This is a genomic window from Bradyrhizobium sp. (assembly GCF_035273305.1).
In the GTDB taxonomy this organism is placed as follows: domain Bacteria; phylum Pseudomonadota; class Alphaproteobacteria; order Rhizobiales; family Xanthobacteraceae; genus Bradyrhizobium.
Window position 1 is genome coordinate 1 of record NZ_DATEPI010000224.1, and the last position, 15,648, is coordinate 15,648.

At 59.4% G+C, this 15,648-nt stretch carries 14 protein-coding genes, 1 tRNA gene and 1 pseudogene; 10 read left to right on the forward strand and 6 right to left on the reverse strand.

What is annotated here, in order from left to right:
- Positions 1 to 94: 94 nt before the first annotated feature.
- Positions 95 to 184: transfer RNA gene (locus tag VJV58_RS15185), tRNA-Ser, on the reverse strand.
- 79 nt (positions 185 to 263) lie between these two features.
- Positions 264 to 713, reverse strand: coding sequence for a translation initiation factor 2 (locus tag VJV58_RS15190; RefSeq protein ID WP_324138188.1), 450 nt, complete (start codon positions 711 to 713; stop codon positions 264 to 266).
- A gap of 770 nt (positions 714 to 1,483) precedes the next feature.
- Here VJV58_RS15190 and VJV58_RS15195 point away from each other — a divergent pair.
- The 7 genes from VJV58_RS15195 (at position 1,484) to VJV58_RS15225 (ending at position 9,299) form a co-directional block, all read left to right on the forward strand.
- Positions 1,484 to 2,422, forward strand: coding sequence for a septal ring lytic transglycosylase RlpA family protein (locus VJV58_RS15195; RefSeq protein WP_324138213.1), 939 nt, complete (start codon positions 1,484 to 1,486; stop codon positions 2,420 to 2,422).
- Between the two features lie 364 nt (positions 2,423 to 2,786).
- Complete coding sequence (locus VJV58_RS15200) at positions 2,787 to 4,031, forward strand: D-alanyl-D-alanine carboxypeptidase family protein (protein ID WP_324138189.1); 1,245 nt, start codon at positions 2,787 to 2,789, stop codon at positions 4,029 to 4,031.
- Position 4,032: 1 nt separating this feature from the next.
- On the forward strand, positions 4,033 to 4,725 hold the full coding sequence (gene tmk / locus VJV58_RS15205) for a dTMP kinase (RefSeq protein ID WP_324138190.1): 693 nt from the start codon (positions 4,033 to 4,035) through the stop codon (positions 4,723 to 4,725).
- Positions 4,722 to 5,768, forward strand: a complete 1,047-nt coding sequence (locus VJV58_RS15210; protein ID WP_324138191.1) for a DNA polymerase III subunit delta' — start codon at positions 4,722 to 4,724, stop codon at positions 5,766 to 5,768. The genes tmk and VJV58_RS15210 overlap by 4 nt, the downstream gene beginning before the upstream one ends.
- Before the next feature lie 374 nt (positions 5,769 to 6,142).
- Complete coding sequence (gene metG / locus VJV58_RS15215; protein ID WP_414641501.1) at positions 6,143 to 7,690, forward strand: methionine--tRNA ligase; 1,548 nt, start codon at positions 6,143 to 6,145, stop codon at positions 7,688 to 7,690.
- 14 nt (positions 7,691 to 7,704) lie between these two features.
- Entirely contained in the window at positions 7,705 to 8,496 is a 792-nt protein-coding gene (locus tag VJV58_RS15220; protein WP_324138214.1) for a TatD family hydrolase, read from the forward strand.
- A complete protein-coding gene (locus VJV58_RS15225) occupies positions 8,493 to 9,299 on the forward strand; it encodes an MBL fold metallo-hydrolase (protein ID WP_324138193.1) in 807 nt (268 codons plus the stop codon). The genes VJV58_RS15220 and VJV58_RS15225 overlap by 4 nt, the downstream gene beginning before the upstream one ends.
- A gap of 34 nt (positions 9,300 to 9,333) precedes the next feature.
- On the opposite strand, the gene VJV58_RS15230 is transcribed toward VJV58_RS15225, so the two are convergent.
- From VJV58_RS15230 to VJV58_RS15240, 3 genes and pseudogenes are all read right to left on the reverse strand, one after another.
- On the reverse strand, positions 9,334 to 10,983 hold the full coding sequence (locus tag VJV58_RS15230; RefSeq protein ID WP_324138194.1) for an acyl-CoA synthetase: 1,650 nt from the start codon (positions 10,981 to 10,983) through the stop codon (positions 9,334 to 9,336).
- 308 nt (positions 10,984 to 11,291) lie between these two features.
- A pseudogene (locus tag VJV58_RS15235) lies at positions 11,292 to 12,096 on the reverse strand (enoyl-CoA hydratase/isomerase family protein).
- Between the two features lie 44 nt (positions 12,097 to 12,140).
- Positions 12,141 to 12,902, reverse strand: coding sequence for a hypothetical protein (locus VJV58_RS15240; RefSeq protein ID WP_414641502.1), 762 nt, complete (start codon positions 12,900 to 12,902; stop codon positions 12,141 to 12,143).
- Positions 12,903 to 13,099: 197 nt separating this feature from the next.
- Between VJV58_RS15240 and nthA the strand changes: the two genes are divergently transcribed.
- The 3 genes from nthA to VJV58_RS15255 are packed head-to-tail and all read left to right on the forward strand — an operon-like array spanning position 13,100 to position 14,783.
- Positions 13,100 to 13,726, forward strand: a complete 627-nt coding sequence (gene nthA / locus VJV58_RS15245) for a nitrile hydratase subunit alpha (protein WP_324138195.1) — start codon at positions 13,100 to 13,102, stop codon at positions 13,724 to 13,726.
- Positions 13,726 to 14,385, forward strand: a complete 660-nt coding sequence (nthB, locus tag VJV58_RS15250; protein WP_324138196.1) for a nitrile hydratase subunit beta — start codon at positions 13,726 to 13,728, stop codon at positions 14,383 to 14,385. Before nthA ends, nthB begins: the two co-directional genes overlap by 1 nt.
- Positions 14,385 to 14,783, forward strand: a complete 399-nt coding sequence (locus VJV58_RS15255) for a nitrile hydratase accessory protein (RefSeq protein ID WP_324138197.1) — start codon at positions 14,385 to 14,387, stop codon at positions 14,781 to 14,783. Before nthB ends, VJV58_RS15255 begins: the two co-directional genes overlap by 1 nt.
- Positions 14,784 to 14,827: 44 nt before the next feature.
- On the opposite strand, the gene queC is transcribed toward VJV58_RS15255, so the two are convergent.
- Positions 14,828 to 15,538 carry a 7-cyano-7-deazaguanine synthase QueC gene (queC, locus tag VJV58_RS15260; RefSeq protein WP_324138198.1) on the reverse strand — a complete coding sequence of 237 codons (711 nt, stop codon included), beginning with the start codon at positions 15,536 to 15,538 and terminating at the stop codon, positions 14,828 to 14,830.
- Positions 15,539 to 15,648 lie beyond the last annotated feature (110 nt).

Below are 15,648 nucleotides of genomic sequence, written 5' to 3' on the forward strand. Positions count from 1 at the left end.
GAACACCGGAGAACAAATAAGTACAGCAATCCGGAGGAAAGCACTGAGATTGTTGTGGATTCCGAATGATGGCGAACAAGGGGGAACAGTATACTGGCGGAAGGGGTGGGATTCGAACCCACGGTACCCTTGCAGGCACGCCGGTTTTCAAGACCGGTGCCTTAAACCACTCGGCCACCCTTCCGTGCTCCGACCGCGAGCGGCATAGCAAAGCGGGAAGGGCGGCGAAAGGGGTTACTAGGAAATGGACTCCCGGGCGAGCCTTAAGTCCCTGCCTCTGGCGCTCGGTGCGCGGGCTTGGGCGACCGGACAGGAGCTGACGCCGCGGGTGCAATCGGCACCATCGTGACAATGACGGGATTGGGCTTGTGATCGAGTGCCGCTCCGGTTGCTGCGTCAACGCCCATGCCGATCAGGCCGCCAGCGATGACATTGCCGGCAAAGCCGGCCGCCCCCGTTGCGGGTACTTCCTTGGTCAGCGTAACTACCTCGGTTTTAAAGCCCGGTTTCGCAAAGGAGATCGAAATGTCGGCAGACCGCTTGGCAACGATCGCGCATGGCGTAACGCACGCAGTCGGGACGTCGAGCCCTGAAATTGTCGCCTCGGCCCCGGCCGGCGTCGATGCAATGCTGATGTTTTCAGTCGTTCCGCGCGTGATAGACGCGCACCCTCCCAGCGTGGCGGCGAGCGCCACGATCCCCAAAATACGCATAAATGAAATCCCCCAAGCCCGATTGCATCCAACAGCAACCTGATGGTGAGATCAATAGGAACTGCTCGGAATTGGTTAGTAGCTCAAAGGTGGCGCCGCAGGGGGAACTTGCGCTAGGGTAGCGGCAGCTGCGCGCTAGCTCAACGCGAAAGCCAGCAAGCTCGAGCACAGCAGCACGTAGCTGGCTGCGGTCAGCGTCAGGAATCCGTCGGAGACTAATCGTGACGCCGCATGTTGTGCCTGCCTGATTCAACGCCTTCTCGAATTTAAAGCCTTCCGAACAGGTCTCTCCGGAAAGAGTCGCGCGTCTTTCCCCGCGAACCGGCCCCCCGGCCTCAGGCCCAGTACCGGTAGCCTTCCAAGGCATGAGCCAAGAAGATCGCGGCGCTCACCAAGCCAATAACCACCGTAACCGTCTCAATCATCGCAACTTCCTTTGCGCCCACACACGAGACAAAACGATTGCAGCCCTGCACAGTCAAAAAGATTCAATCGTTGGAGTCGAAGATCGGACGAGGCTGATGATTTGCTGCAACAGTCTGTCCGGACACCGGCAGCCCACAGCTAGGCGATTTCCCGCGGTTGAAAGCCCGCAGATCGACGGAGCCCGCCGGACAACCTTTGATTTACCACCCCAAGCCTCTCCCCATTTCCGCCGCCTTCCGGATGCGATATCTTCATTCCTTGATGCGGAGGTGGGCTGCATCATGGACAGACCGTCAGGCCTCAATGGGAAGTGGGGTTTGCACGTTGAAACGAAGTTGGGGCAGATGGGGATTCAAAGGCCAGATCAAATCGCGTTGACAGCCCGAGGCGCGGTGGTGATTGCCGCATGTCTTTTGCTCGCCAACTGCGCCTCATCCGGCAAATTCGCCAGCCGGGTTGATCCCAGATATGGCATTTCCTCAAGCCCCAGGGTCGTGGAATTCGGCGACCCCGTGCCGAAGGGCGGAGGGACTTATCGGGTCGGCAAACCATACACGGTGGCTGGGCGGGTTTATGTGCCCGAGGAGGACATCAATTATCGCGAGGAGGGCCTGGCGTCCTGGTACGGCGATGACTTCCACGGCCGGCTCACCGCCAACGGCGAGATATTCGATATGGGGGCGCTGACGGCCGCGCACCCGACTCTGCCGATGCCGTGCTATGCACGAGTGACGAATATCTCGAACGGCAAGTCGCTCATCGTCCGCGTCAACGACCGCGGACCCTATCACGGCAACCGGGTCATCGATGTCTCGAACAGAGCCGCCGAATTACTCGAATTCAAGGGCAATGGCATCGCGCGTGTCCGGGTCGAATATGTGGGGCGGGCGCCGCTGGAAGGCTCTGACGACGTTCAGCTGATGGCCACGCTGCGAACGGGTGTGCCAGCGCCGTCACCGTCGCTGGTCCGGGTGGCATCGGCGCGTCCGTTTGTCCCGGAAATAACATCCCGCGCTCATCCAATAAGGGGGGACATTCCGGTGCCCGAGGGGCGTCCCTACAGTCTCGGCAACACAGCGGCCGACTTGACCTCAATCAATGCAACTTCGGAAATCTCCGCTTCGGCTCGCCACCATGCCGATGGCCGCACGCTCCAAAATCATCACGCGGTGTCTTACGAAAGCGACGACCTTTATGCATCCGCGGTCCGTCCGGTCTCGGCTTACGCGCCGACCGAGCCGCGTGGGCCGAGCGAATTGCTTACCGGCCGAGGACTTTATTGAGGCTTGGCTTTCATCGGCTGCGCGCGTTCGCGTTCAGGACTTCGATCAAGACGGCACTGACCTCAGCGGCGCGCTCCTGTTGAAACTGGGCTACCTGTCGCCAACGCGCTTGGCGCCGATCAAGCCCGTGATGATGGAATCCTTGGAGCCGCGATGAAACTGCGGGCGGCCCCACCGCTGGGATGTGAGCGGTTGGCGAAATGATCACGTCGTCCTACATTAGAGGGTACCGCAGGTGGACGCGAAAGCCGCTTTGGCCGTTTGCTGCTCGCGATATCCGCTCGTTTGAGCTGGCGCAGTAAGCCGCCGCCGCCCGAAACCCGTGTTGTTTGCGCTCCTTCCAACTGTTATTAGGCCGGCCTCAATGGCACTCTGGATAGCAATCTTCCGCACGCCTCGGCGCTTCTGGCCCAATCTACTGGCCGGTGTACTGGTGGCGACCGTCGGTTGGGCCGGTGCGGTATACGCCGCCAATAACAGCATTCAAGGCGCCAAGAAGGAAGAGGGCGGCTTCGATGGTGACGCGCCGACTGCGATTCTGATGGAAGCCTCCAGCGGCAGCGTGCTGTTTGAGAAGAACGCCGACGAGTTGCGGGCCCCGTCCAGCATGATGAAGCTGATGACCGCCGAAGTTGTCTTCCATGCGATCAAGCAAGGCGAGATCAAACTTACGGACGAATATCGCGTCAGCGAAAACGCCTGGCGCAAAGGCGGCGCGCCGGCCGGCGGCTCGACGATGTTTGCCGCCATTCACAGCAAAATTTCCGTGGATGATCTCCTGCACGGCGCAATCATTCAGAGCGGAAATGATGCTTGCATGGTGCTGGCCGAGGGCATGGCTGGTAACGAGCGTGCCTTTGCCGAGTTGATGACCAAGCGGGCCCGCGAACTAGGAATGATGCGATCAACGTTCGGCAACTCCAACGGTTTGCCGGACCCAGATAACAAGATGACGGTGCGCGAACTTGCAATGCTTGCGCGTTATATCATCCGGACCTATCCCGAATTCTACAAGCTGTTCGGCGAGAAGGAGTTCACCTGGAACAAAATCCGGCAGCAAAATCGAAATCCGCTGCTGAATTCCCTGGAAGGCGCGGATGGGTTGAAGACCGGATACACCAAGGAAGGTGGCTACGGCATCGTCGGGTCCGCCGTGCAAAACGGGACTCGGCTGATTGTAGTCCTCAATGGGCTGGAAGATCCCGAGGATCGCGCCTCCGAGGCCAAAAAGATGCTCGAATGGGGATTTCGCAATTTTGAGGCCCGAGCATTGTTCGCGGCACAGCAGCCGATCGGCTATGCCAAGGTGTTCGGTGGCGCGAGCCGCTCGGTCAAACTGGTCAGTCCCAAACCGATTGAGGTGATGGTCCACAAGAACAGCAACGATAAGCTGATCGCGCGTATCATTTATAGCGGGCCGGTGCGGGCGCCGATCGAGGCCGGCCAAGAGATCGGTCTGGTCAGAGTATGGCGCGCCGGCAATATCGCCATGGAGGCGCCAGTTTATGCGGGCGAGTCGATTGGCGTGGGATCGACCATGCGGCGGGCGATCGATGGGGTAAGCGAACTCGTTATTGGCGCGTTCCGCTTAGGCGCCGAGAAACTTTGAAATGGTTAAGCCTGCGATTAAAAGAAATCCGGGGCGCGGACGATTCATCACCTTTGAGGGTGGTGAAGGATCCGGCAAGTCGACACAGATCAAGACGATTGCGGAACGCCTGAAGGCCGCGAAGTTAAGGTCCATAGTAACTCGAGAACCGGGCGGGTCTCCCGGTGCCGAAATTATCAGGCACCTTGTGCTGTCCGGCATGGGCAAGCTGTTGGGCTCGGAGGCAGAAACGCTGTTGTTTGCGGCCGCGCGCGACGACCATGTCCGCACCGTGATCGAGCCCGCCCTCAATCAGGGAATCTGGGTGCTGTGTGATCGGTTTTCAGATTCAACGCGTGCCTACCAAGGCAGTCTCGGCAAGGTGTCGCCAGAAATTCTCAATGCCATGGAGCGAGTCACCATCGGCGATCTCAAACCTGATCTGACCATCATTCTCGATGTGCCGGTAGAAGTTGGCATCAGGCGCGCGAAAGCTCGGCGGGGGGCCGGCTCCCCTGACCGCTTCGAAGCTGAAGGCTTCAGATTTCATCAGGAACTCCGTGAGGCCTATCGAAGGATTGCCGCCGACGAACCGCAACGATGCGTGCTGATCGATGCGACGGCAGAGCCGGCCCTTGTTGCGGAAAAAATATGGACCGCGTTGCGCGACCGCTTCTTCGTCGCCAATCCCGGCAACGTGGCCAGCTCAGCATGAGCGCCCGCCAGGTAGAGGCGCGCGTATCCGCCGTTCACCCGCGCGAGACCACAGCGCTGTTCGGGCATAACCATGCGGAGATGGCATTGTTGAATGCCTATCGAAGCGGTCGCGTTCCGCATGCCTGGTTGATTGGGGGTCCGGCGGGAATTGGCAAGGCGACGCTGGCCTATAGAATGGCGCGTTTTGTGCTCGCGCATCGCAATCCGCTTGGCGCTGACGTACAACGCGCTGAGTCGCTCTGGGTTGATCCATCTGATCCGGTCGCGCGACAGGTCGCGGCGGGAGCTCATGGCGGGTTGCTGACATTGGAGCGGACACGCAACGACAAGGGCGTGTTGCGGACCGTCATCACCGTGGATGAAACACGGGAGACGATCTCGTTTTTCGGATCAACCGCGGCGGGGGAGGGGTGGCGTGTCTGCGTCGTGGATACCGTGGATGAACTCAATCCGAATGCCGCCAATGCCTTGCTGAAAGTGCTCGAAGAACCGCCGCAGCAATCGCTGTTTCTCCTGGTCAGCAACGCGCCCGCGCGAGTGTTGCCGACCATCCTGTCACGATGCCGCAAACTGCTTTTGCGACCTCTCGCCAGCTCCGATGTCCGCAAGGCTGCTGCTGAAGCCACCGCTACGGCGCCCGATGATCCCGCGCTGATCGAGGCTACCGAGCCGGCGGAGGGCAGCGTTGCCCGCGCGATCACGTTACTTGGCGGGGACGCCCTCAAGTTGCAGCAGCGCGCTGCAACGCTGCTGGCCGCCCTGCCGAGCGTTGATCCGCGCGAACTTCACGCCCTCGGTGACGCTCTCGGTAACAGTGACAGGGTGGCCCTCGCAGCCTTTATCGACAGTGTCGATCGGTGGTTCAGCGAGCACCTTCGGGCCGACGAGGCAAATGCCAACGCAAACCTTCCCCGCCTTGCACGGCTTGCGGAGGTGTGGGAAAAGATTAACCGCGCCGCTCGCGACACCGCGGAATACAATCTGGAGCGAAAACCTCTGGTTTTCTCCGTGTTCGGTCTGCTCGCGGAAGCGACGCGTTAGGCGCCCGCCGGCGGTCAGCCCCCCAGCAATATTGTTGAGCACCAAGAGGAATTGTGGTGGCAATCGCCAGTAAGAAAACTGCCAAAAAACGCAGCCGCAAGAAGGCCCGCAAATTGCGTCGACCCGCCACCAAGGCTGCCGCGCCGAAAAAGCGTGCGAAGCGAGCAATTGCGCCGAAGAAGCGCAAGGCAAAGAAACCCTCGGCCAAGAAGACAGTTTTGAAAAAGCCGACAAGAAAATCGCCCAAGAAAACCCAATCGGCAAAGGGTCCCCCAACATCAAACAAATCGAGCGTCTCCAGAAAGCGCTCTGGTGCCGCAACGGAAAGAAGCGGAAGGCGCAGCAGCAGACAAGCGGCGAGCTCCCCGGTCGCATTGCAAAGAAATTCGTTCTACATCACCACCGCAATCGCATACCCCAACGGCGTGCCGCATATCGGTCATGCCTATGAGGCGATCGCGACGGATGCGCTGGCGCGTTTCCAGCGGCTGGATGGCAAGGATGTATTTTTCCTAACCGGCACTGACGAGCATGGCCTGAAAATGGTCCAGACCGCAGAACTGGAAAAGCTGCCGACCATCGAAGTCGCCACTCGCAACGCTCAGCGCTTCAAAGACATGGACGAGCGTCTGAATATCTCGTTTGATCGTTTTATCCGCACGACCGAACAACAGCACCATCGCTCCAGCCAGGAGATCTGGAAGCGGATGGCTGATAACGGCGACATTTACCTCGACAGCTATGCCGGCTGGTATTCGGTCCGCGACGAAGCCTACTACGCTGAAGAAGAAACCATCCTCGGCGAAGATAGCGTGCGGCGCGGGCCCCAGGGAACACCGGTCGAATGGGTCGAGGAGAAGAGTTACTTTTTTAGATTATCCGCATATCAGGACAAGCTTCTGACGCTCTACGAAAACCAGCCGGATTTCATAGGGCCTGACTCGCGCAAGAATGAAGTCATAAGTTTCGTCAAAGGCGGTCTGAGGGATCTATCGATTTCGCGCACTACGTTCGACTGGGGCGTGCGTGTTCCCGGGAATCCTGAGCACGTGATGTATGTGTGGGTCGACGCCTTGACGAACTACATCACCGGAGTGGGCTTTCCCGACGAGGACGACCCGAACTGGCGCTATTGGCCTGCCGACGTGCATATCATCGGCAAGGATATCATCCGCTTTCACGCGGTGTATTGGCCGGCATTTCTGATGTCGGCGGGAATTCCCGTTCAGAAGCGCGTTTATGCCCACGGCTTCCTGTTCAACAGGGGCGAGAAGATGTCGAAATCTGTTGGCAACGTCGTGGACCCCTTCAATCTGGCCGAACAATACGGCGTTGACCAGATGCGGTATTTTTTCCTGCGCGAGGTGCCGTTCGGGCAGGACGGTAGCTATAATCACGAAGCCATTGTGGCCCGCATCAACGCCGATCTCGCCAACGATTTTGGCAATCTTGCGCAACGGTCGCTGTCCATGATCGCGAAGCAGTATCAGGGCGTGCTGCCGGAGCCTGGTCCCTTCAGCGACAACGACAAAACCATTCTGGCGCAAGCGGATGGGATGATCGGGTTAGCGCGCAGCGCAATGGCAACGCAGCAGATTCATCAGGCGCTCAATGCCGCTTGGGCGGTGGTGGCCGAAGCGAACCGTTATTTCGCGGGCGAAGCGCCGTGGGCGTTGGCAAAGACCGATCCCCAGCGTCAGGCCACCGTACTTTACGTGACCGCCGAAGTCGTCCGGCAGGTAGCGATTTTGGCGCAACCCGCGATGCCTGCGGCCTGCGCGAAGCTGCTTGATCTCCTTGGCATTTCCAATGAGATCAACTCGCGCAATTTTGCCGCACTGGGCAGACGTATTAAACCCGGAACCGTGCTTCCCGGGCCGACCCCCGTCTTTCCCCGCTATATTGAGCCGACTGCGGCGTGAACGGTTCAAAGCCGATGCTGGTCGACAGTCATTGTCATCTCGACTTTCCTGACTTCGCCGATGATCTAGATTCCATCGTCACTCGGGCTGCCTCCGCCGGTGTCGGGCGGCTCGTCACCATTTCGACCCGGGTAAAGCGGCTTGATGCCCTGCTCGCAATCGCCGAGCGCTTTCCAAACGTTTATTGCTCTGTCGGAACCCATCCGCATCATGCAGATGAAGAAGACGGCATTTCCGCCCAGGAGCTGATTGCATTGACGCAGCATCCGAAGGTGGTGGCACTAGGGGAGGCGGGGCTGGATTATTTTTACCAGCACGGGTCGCGCCAGGCTCAGGAGCGAGGATTTCGAGAACACATCGCAGCCGCGAGGGCCACTGGCCTGCCCCTCGTCATTCACACCCGAGATGCTGACGACGACTGCGGCCGTATTCTCGAAGATGAAATATCAAAGGGATCGTTTCGCGCGGTGCTGCATTGCTATACCGGTGGGCGGGAGCTGGCGATGAAGGCGATCTCGTTGGGTCTATCAATTTCGTTTACCGGAATTCTCACATTCAAGAAGTCGCAAGCTTTGCGCGATCTCGCCGCCGAACTACCTGCCGATCGCATCATGGTCGAGACCGATGCGCCCTACCTGGCGCCAGGCAAATTTCGCGGCAAGCGAAACGAGCCATCATACGTGGTCGAAGTGGCGAAGGTTCTGGCGCAGAGCCGTGGGGTATCGCTTGATGAAATTTCGCGACAAACGACCGCGAACTTCTTCCGCTTCTTTTCGAAAGTCCCATCCGCGGAAGCGATGGGATGACACTGACGCTGACAATTCTGGGCTGTGGCTCGTCGGCAGGCGTACCGCGTCCGGCGCTCGGCTGGGGCGCCTGCGATTCCAAAAATCCAAAGAATCGGCGACGCCGCTGTTCACTGCTGGTGGAGCGGACAGCGGATCAGGGAACGACCAAAGTCCTGATCGACACCTCTCCGGATCTTCGCGAGCAGTTGATCGATGCGCAGGTTGACCATCTGGATGCGGTTTTCCTGACTCACGAGCACGCCGATCAGACGCACGGCATAGACGATCTCCGGTCCGTCGTGCTGCACCAGCGTCGGCGCATTCCCTTCTATCTCAACCAATCGACGGCCGTCGATATCATTCCGCGTTTTTCCTACTGCTTCGCGTCACCTCCCGGCAGCGACTATCCTCCGATCCTTGATCGTTACGCGATCGAGGCGGGAGAAAGTCGTACCATTGAAGGGAAGGGGGGAGCGGTGACGCTTTCGGCATTCCTCATGCAGCACGGCAATATTGCCGCGCTCGGCTATCGGATTGCGGATGCGGCGTACACGCCTGACGTCAACGACATTCCGCCCGAAAGCTGGTCCTTTCTGGAAAACCTTGATTTGTGGATTATCGACGGGCTGCGCTACGCGGGGCATCCCAGTCATTTCAGTGTCAATGACGCGTTGTCGTGGCTCGAGCGCTTCAAGCCACGCCGTGCCGTCATAACCAACATGCATTCCGACCTGGATTACGAGGTGCTGCGTCAGAGCTTGCCACGGAACATCGTACCCGCTCATGACGGCATGCGCCTAATCCTTGATCGGGGCGACTGAAGCAGGGCGCGTTGTGTCTGTGACCCCTTTCAACTCAAGCCGAAATCGCCTTCGCGGAATCCACCTGGTCACGCAGCATGAATTTCTGGATTTTTCCGGTCGAGGTCTTCGGGATAGGTCCGAACACCACCGCTTTCGGGCTCTTGAAGCCGGACATCTGAGCGCGACAAAACGCGATGATTTCGGCTTCGGTCGCTTGGGCGTTCTCTTTTAATTCGACAAAGGCACAAGGCACCTCTCCCCATTTGCTATCCGGTTTCGCCACCACAGCGGCAAACAGCACCGCTGGATGTTTATAGAGAACGTCCTCCACCTCAACGGACGAGATGTTTTCGCCGCCAGAGATGATGATGTCCTTGGATCGATCCTTGATGATGACATAGCCGTGTTCGTCGAGCACGCCGAGATCGCCGGTGTGAAACCACCCACCAGCAAACGCTTCCTGAGTTGCTTTCTCGTTTTTGAGATAGCCCTTCATGACGATATTGCCGCGGAACATCACCTCGCCGATGGTCTCGCCATCGCGCGGCACCTCGCGCATTGTCTCCGGATCGATCACGGTGACGGCTTCCTCCAGCGGGTAGGGCACGCCCTGCCTTCGTTTCAGTTGGGCACGTTCACCGACGGGCAGGCGGTCCCAGCCAGGTTGCTCGGCGCATACCGACGCCGGGCCATAAACCTCGGTCAGGCCGTACACATGGGTGAGCTTAATCCCGATGCTTTCAGCACCTTCGAGCACAGCCACTGGAGGTGCTGCCCCCGCGATCAATCCGATAACACGCCGCGCGACGGTGCCTTTCGGTGCATCCGGCGCGTTGATCAGCGTATTGTATACAATTGGCGCGCCGGCCATGTGAGTGACGCCATGTTGGCGGATCAGTTCGAATATTTTCGTGGGATCGACCTTGCGCAGGCAGACATTGATGCCGGCCGAGGCTGCGATGGTCCATGGAAAGCACCAGCCGTTGCAGTGAAACATGGGTAGCGTCCAGAGATAGACCGGGTGCTGGCCAAGATTCCCCGCGAGGATATTGCTGATCGCATTGAGATAGGCGCCCCGGTGATGGGTCACCACGCCCTTTGGATTCCCGGTTGTCCCCGAGGTGTAACTGAGGGCGATGGCTTCCCATTCGTCCTGCGGCAGACGTGGCGCAAAGTTTTCATCGCCCTGTGCCAGCGCGTCTTCGTATTCGACCCCGCCGATCTGTTTTCCGCCTACGAAGCTTGGGTCGTTTACGTCGATGACGAACGGCTTTGGCCCTTTCATGAGCCCGAGCGCCTCGGCAATTACTGCCGAGAATTCCGGATCGACTAGGATTATCTTCGCGCCGCCGTGATCGAGCTGAAACGCGATCGAGGGGGCGTCAAGCCGGATGTTAAGTGCGTTGAGCACCGCGCCGGCCATCGGCACCGCAAAATGGACCTCGTTCATGGCCGGTACATTCGGCAGCATCGCCGCCACTGTGTCGCCTTCGCCTATTTTTTGGCTTGCGAGAAAGGATGCGAACCGCCGGCAGCGCGCATAGGTTTGCGCCCAGGTGAAGGTGCGGCCCTCATAGATCGTGCTGATGAGATCGGGATAAACGGCGGCACTGCGGGCGAGGAAGCTAAGCGGCGTGAGCGGCACGTAATTGGCCGGCGTCTTGTCCAGTCCGACGTTGTACTGGTTCTGCTTCCCACTCATCGGGTACCTCCCATTGCGTACCGCTTTACAGGAATCCGATCGATATCCGCGCAAAGATGAAGAAAGCGAGCACGATCAGATCGCCGCAATCATCTCAATATATAGCCCGAGATCGACCTGATGCGTCAGCGGGATCGACGTCCCCCAGCGGCACCAATCTGGAAGCGATACAGCCCGACCGATCTCCGGACGTTCTTATCAGTTTTCTGTAAGTTATTGATAGGACGCCATATAAGATATTCCATAATATACCTTATGCGAATCTCGCATTCCTCGCCAAAGGCTTTCTGGCTGCACTCCGAGCCCGCTCAGCGCCCTCTAAAGCGCGGCTTGCGCTTTGCCATAAACGCGGCCAAGCCTTCCTTGTGATCCTCGGTCAGGCTCGCCAATGCAAACTGATCGACGTCCAATATGGCTCGCGAGGTCGTCAAGCGCATGCGCCAGCCGATTGACGGTGAGCTTCGTCATAGCGACGGATAGCGGCGGCTGCGCGGCGATCTTTGCAGCAAGTGCGAAGGCCATTTCAAAGGACTTGCCGGGTTCGGCCACCTCCTCCACCAAACCCCACTCAAAGGCCTCTTGGGCGCTGATGCGCTGGTCGGCCAGGATGACCGCTTGTTTGGTTCGCGCCGGTCCGATCAGGTGCAGCATGCGCGGAATGCTCTGCCAACTCATGTTCATGCCGAGGGCGATCTCGGGCACCCGCAAATGCGCGTCGCGACCCATGATGCGGAAATCCAATGCCACGGCGAGCGCGACCCCGCCGCCGACGCAAAAGCCTTCGATGGCACCGATTGTGATTTGGTCCATGTCATGCCAGGCTCTGGTAAGCCGTGGGCCCAGCTTGAGATGGCGTCGCAACGAGCCGAGATCCATCGTCGAGCGGGAGCGACCCTCGGCATCCCGGAGGTCGAAACCCGCACTGAACCCACGTTGGCCTCCGGTGAGAATCACGGCCGAGGTTTCCCCGTCATCCTCGAAGCTGCGCGCCGTCTCGGTGAGCTCGCGAAGCGCTTGCGGCGACAGCGCATTGATGCCATCGCCGCGATCGAAGCGCACCACGGCAATGCGCCCGTCGGGCCCAAGTCCTTTTTCAATCTTTACGAATTCCATGAGAAGTTGATGCTCCCGAGCCTATATTTTTTCGTCAGGATAGCTCACAAATGGCCGGTGCGCTCCCGCGCCGGCCTGCCCTCGGGTACGGGAAAGCGGATGGTGGTCCCAATCGTGATCCAGTTGGCGTTTTCGCCAGTGATGTTGCGCCCGTAGATGATGTCGACAGAGAAGATCTCGTTCGGCCGATAGCGCACGCCGGTCTGGAAACGCGGCCGAACTACGCTCGGTAGATCGGCGGCGCCGGCTTGGCCGAATGTTTCGATTGTCCATTGAAAGACATCGGTGAACTTCCAGTCGAACCCGACGCCGTAGGTCATGTAATGCCTGTCCAGCGTGCGGTCCCAAAGCCAACCGGTATTGATGTTGACCCGCATAGTTTCCGAAAGGCGAAAGGTTGCCGGCATCACCGCGAAGGCCGCAAGATTTGCGCCAGTTAGCGCATCGAATGAGCCGCCCGCAAAAAACGAAAAGCCGACTCTGCCGATTCCCGTCGGAACGAGATTGGTTTTGGCTTTTGGATTGAGGGCGGTACTCCACTCGCCGTCAGAACGCGACCTGTTGGTCAAAAGACTCAATTCCACCGGCTTGAACACATCCACCACGCAGGACGGGTTCGCCACGGCCGAAAAATCCTGATTGCTTGCGCTGGAGATCCAGCTTTCGACCTTGCATGATCCTGTCTCGGAGATGTCGGCGGCATCGACCGCGTAAGCGCCATTGGCAGCACGGCCCTCGTCTGTCGGCAGCAGCGCCACGAGACCTGCTACGGCGGCAAATAGCATGCGTTGCCACATTAACCCCATATGGTAAGGCTAGCTGAGTCTCCGGGCCACGGTGCGCCAAAAAGGTATGTAGCGGACGCATCCGAACCGCTCTCCAGCGCAACTCACGACCTCGCACGAGAGAGGTACTTCCAGGCTCCAATGACCATCAAAATCCCGATTATGTGATCTTCGGCCGCATCTCGACATGGCCGGAATATTACGCCTATTCTTCTGAAATGACCCATCACGACCACGACCATCATCACGACCATTCGGAATTGTCCGAAACGGAATTGCGCGTACGCGCGCTCGAGACCATCCTGACCGAAAAGGGCTACATCGACCCAGCCGCGCTCGATCTGTTGATTGAGACCTACGAAACCAAAGTGGGCCCGCGGAACGGGGCCCGCGTTGTGGCACGCGCCTGGAGCGATCCGGCTTTTCGCGACCGCCTCATCCGCGATGCCGCCCCGGCAATTGCCGAACTCGGTTATGCCGGGCGTCAAGGCGAGCACATCGTCGCGCTCGAGAATACGCCTCGCCTCCATAACATGGTCGTATGCACGCTTTGCTCCTGCTACCCTTGGCCAGTGCTCGGGTTGCCGCCGGTGTGGTACAAATCCGCGCCGTATCGCTCAAAGGCGGTGAAGGACCCACGAGGGGTGCTCCGCGATTTCGGCTTCGAGTTACCAGAAGGCACGGACATTCGCGTTTGGGATTCGACGGCGGAGATCCGATATCTGGTGCTGCCCCTGCGTCCCTCGGGCACCGAAGGCTGGAGCGAGGAGCGTCTCGCTGATCTTGTCACCCGCGATAGCATGATCGGCACCGGGTTGCCGAAACAACCTCACGAGGCCACGTGATGGATGGCGCGCACGATATGGGCGGCGTCGCCTGGTCAGGCCCAGTGCGGCCGGAACCGAACGAGCCGGTGTTCCACGCACAGTGGGAGCGACGCGCATTCGCCGTCACAATGGCGATGGCCATGCCGGGCGGTTGGAATATCGACATGTCGCGGTTTGCCCGCGAAAATCGTTCGCCTCAAGACTACCTGAGCAAGAGCTATTACCAGATCTGGTTTGCCGGGCTCGAGCGGCAGCTGCTCGAGCGCGGACTGGTCGCCTCCGACGAGATTGCAGCCGGCAAGTCCTTGCATCCGGCAAAACCAGTAGCGAAGATCCTGACGCCCGACGGTGTTGCTGCGGTGCTGCATCGGGGCGGGCCAACAGAGCGCTCGGCCAGGAGCCCTGCTCTATTCGCCGTCGGTGATCGCGTGCGCGCCAAGACGATCCATCCAGCCACCCATACGCGGTTGCCTCAATATGTGCGCGGGCACGCCGGCATCATCGACCGAGTGCTGGGCTGTCATGTCTTTCCCGACAGCAATGCGTCCGGGCACGGAGAGAATCCGCAATGGCTCTACACCGTCAGTTTTGACGGTCTGGAATTGTGGGGCGAGGAGTCCGATCCGAATCTGCGGGTGTCGGTTGATGCTTGGGAACCTTATCTGGAGCGCATCTGATGGCGCTCCGTTCAGAAGCAGCAGTTGAGGCAACTCGCGCCCTGCCCGGCATTCCCCAAGACGCTGATGGACCGGTCTTTCGTGAACCGTGGGAAGCACAGGCGTTTGCCATGGCCCTCGCGCTCCACGCCCGCGGCGTGTTTACGTGGACCGAGTGGGCGGCCGCGCTGGCGAACGAAATCAAGCGCGCGCAAACGGCAGGCGATCCCGACAGCGGCGAGACGTATTACCGACACTGGTTGGCAACGCTGGAAAATCTTGTCTCAGCCAAAGGCGTGGCCAGCTCCGACATCCAGCACCGCTATCGTGATGCCTGGGACCACGCCGCCGACCGCACGCCGCATGGTTCGCCGATCATCCTGAAGCCGGAAGATTTTGCTCGGCCGTCCTCAGATTGAACTTTGATTGTGAAGTGGATTCGACGGCTGCGGGGGTCGTAAGCTTACGAGCCCGCATATTCCCGCCAACCTTTCGCGCGCAACGCGCAGGCCGGGCATTCGCCGCAACCGTAACCCCACTCGTGTCGCGCACCTCGCTCGCCAAGATAGCATGTGTGGGAGTGTTCACGAATAAGGTCGACCAGCCCTGCCCCGCCGAGTTCATTGGCAAGCTTCCAGGTGCTGGCCTTGTCCAACCACATCAGGGGTGTGTGCAGTTCGAAGGCCTTGTTCATGCCGAGATTGAGCGCGAGTTGCAGCGCCCGTATGGTGTCGTCGCGGCAATCAGGATAACCGGAATAATCGGTCTCACACATTCCGCCGACAATGTGATCGATGCCTCGCCGATAGGCTAAAGCCGCCGCGAACGTCAGGAACACCACGTTTCGACCGGGCACGAACGTATTGGGCAGACCATCGGCACCCATCGCGATCGCGACATCTCGCGTAAGCGCGGTATCCGAGATCTCGGCCAATGTCGGAACTGCGAGCGTGTGGTTTTCACCGAGCTTCGCCGCCCAATCCGCGCGCAATGATTTGATGCCCCTCAAAAGACGCTCGCGGCAGCTTAGCTCAATCGCATGGCGCTGCCCGTAGTCAAAGCCAAGCATTTCGACGCGCGCAAAGCGCTGTAGAGCCCATGCGAGGCAGGTGGCGGAATCCTGTCCGCCCGAGAACAGCACAAGCGCGGTGTCGGATGGCGATCGAACGTTCATGGCTGCCCATTATCACCCCTTGCCCGCTTGGCCAAATCCACCGGGAATACCGACCATTCTACTGTTTCGCTGGATCGACCCGCACCTTGCATCCTATAAGCCTGATGCCT

What these genes read in the sequence shown, in the direction of transcription:
- VJV58_RS15225 (WP_324138193.1), top strand. Translation starts at nt 8,493, where the DNA reads ATGACACTGACGCTGACAATTCTGGGCTGTGGCTCGTCGGCAGGCGTA.
- VJV58_RS15190 (WP_324138188.1), bottom strand. Translation starts at nt 713, where the DNA reads ATGCGTATTTTGGGGATCGTGGCGCTCGCCGCCACGCTGGGAGGGTGC.
- VJV58_RS15200 (WP_324138189.1), top strand. Translation starts at nt 2,787, where the DNA reads ATGGCACTCTGGATAGCAATCTTCCGCACGCCTCGGCGCTTCTGGCCC.
- tmk (WP_324138190.1), top strand. Translation starts at nt 4,033, where the DNA reads ATGGTTAAGCCTGCGATTAAAAGAAATCCGGGGCGCGGACGATTCATC.
- VJV58_RS15255 (WP_324138197.1), top strand. Translation starts at nt 14,385, where the DNA reads ATGGCGCTCCGTTCAGAAGCAGCAGTTGAGGCAACTCGCGCCCTGCCC.
- VJV58_RS15220 (WP_324138214.1), top strand. Translation starts at nt 7,705, where the DNA reads ATGCTGGTCGACAGTCATTGTCATCTCGACTTTCCTGACTTCGCCGAT.
- VJV58_RS15240 (WP_414641502.1), bottom strand. Translation starts at nt 12,902, where the DNA reads ATGGGGTTAATGTGGCAACGCATGCTATTTGCCGCCGTAGCAGGTCTC.
- VJV58_RS15195 (WP_324138213.1), top strand. Translation starts at nt 1,484, where the DNA reads ATGGGGATTCAAAGGCCAGATCAAATCGCGTTGACAGCCCGAGGCGCG.
- nthB (WP_324138196.1), top strand. Translation starts at nt 13,726, where the DNA reads ATGGATGGCGCGCACGATATGGGCGGCGTCGCCTGGTCAGGCCCAGTG.
- queC (WP_324138198.1), bottom strand. Translation starts at nt 15,538, where the DNA reads ATGAACGTTCGATCGCCATCCGACACCGCGCTTGTGCTGTTCTCGGGC.
- VJV58_RS15210 (WP_324138191.1), top strand. Translation starts at nt 4,722, where the DNA reads ATGAGCGCCCGCCAGGTAGAGGCGCGCGTATCCGCCGTTCACCCGCGC.
- nthA (WP_324138195.1), top strand. Translation starts at nt 13,100, where the DNA reads ATGACCCATCACGACCACGACCATCATCACGACCATTCGGAATTGTCC.
- VJV58_RS15230 (WP_324138194.1), bottom strand. Translation starts at nt 10,983, where the DNA reads ATGAGTGGGAAGCAGAACCAGTACAACGTCGGACTGGACAAGACGCCG.